The sequence below is a fragment of the Pseudostreptobacillus hongkongensis genome (assembly GCF_001559795.1).
Classification (GTDB): Bacteria; Fusobacteriota; Fusobacteriia; order Fusobacteriales; family Leptotrichiaceae; genus Pseudostreptobacillus; species Pseudostreptobacillus hongkongensis.
The window spans coordinates 1-237 of sequence record NZ_LOHY01000036.1 but is presented as its reverse complement, the minus strand read 5'-3'; the positions used below and the strand labels follow the sequence as shown (position 1 = coordinate 237).

Below are 237 nucleotides of genomic sequence, written 5' to 3'. Positions count from 1 at the left end.
GTTTAGATCCATATCCATAGTCACTACCTGTTTAACCTCTGTTGGCGACGTTTTACAGCAACGGGCTGAAGAAGTAAAACAGTCGCTCGGCGACACGTTGCCATAATGGACGTTTTAGCCATAAACGGGCATCGAGCAGACGAGAACGCGAAATATAATCGTCCTGAACGGCGGCGAGGTCTGCACCCAAACCTTTATCGTCGATTGCCAGGGTAATCTCGAAATTTAGCCACAGAC

1 pseudogene is annotated in these 237 nt (G+C 48.5%); it reads right to left on the bottom strand.

Annotation, left to right across the window (positions count from 1 at the left end):
• Positions 1–52: 52 nt before the first annotated feature.
• Positions 53–237, bottom strand: a pseudogene (locus tag AYC59_RS08495) (hypothetical protein); the annotation flags it as partial.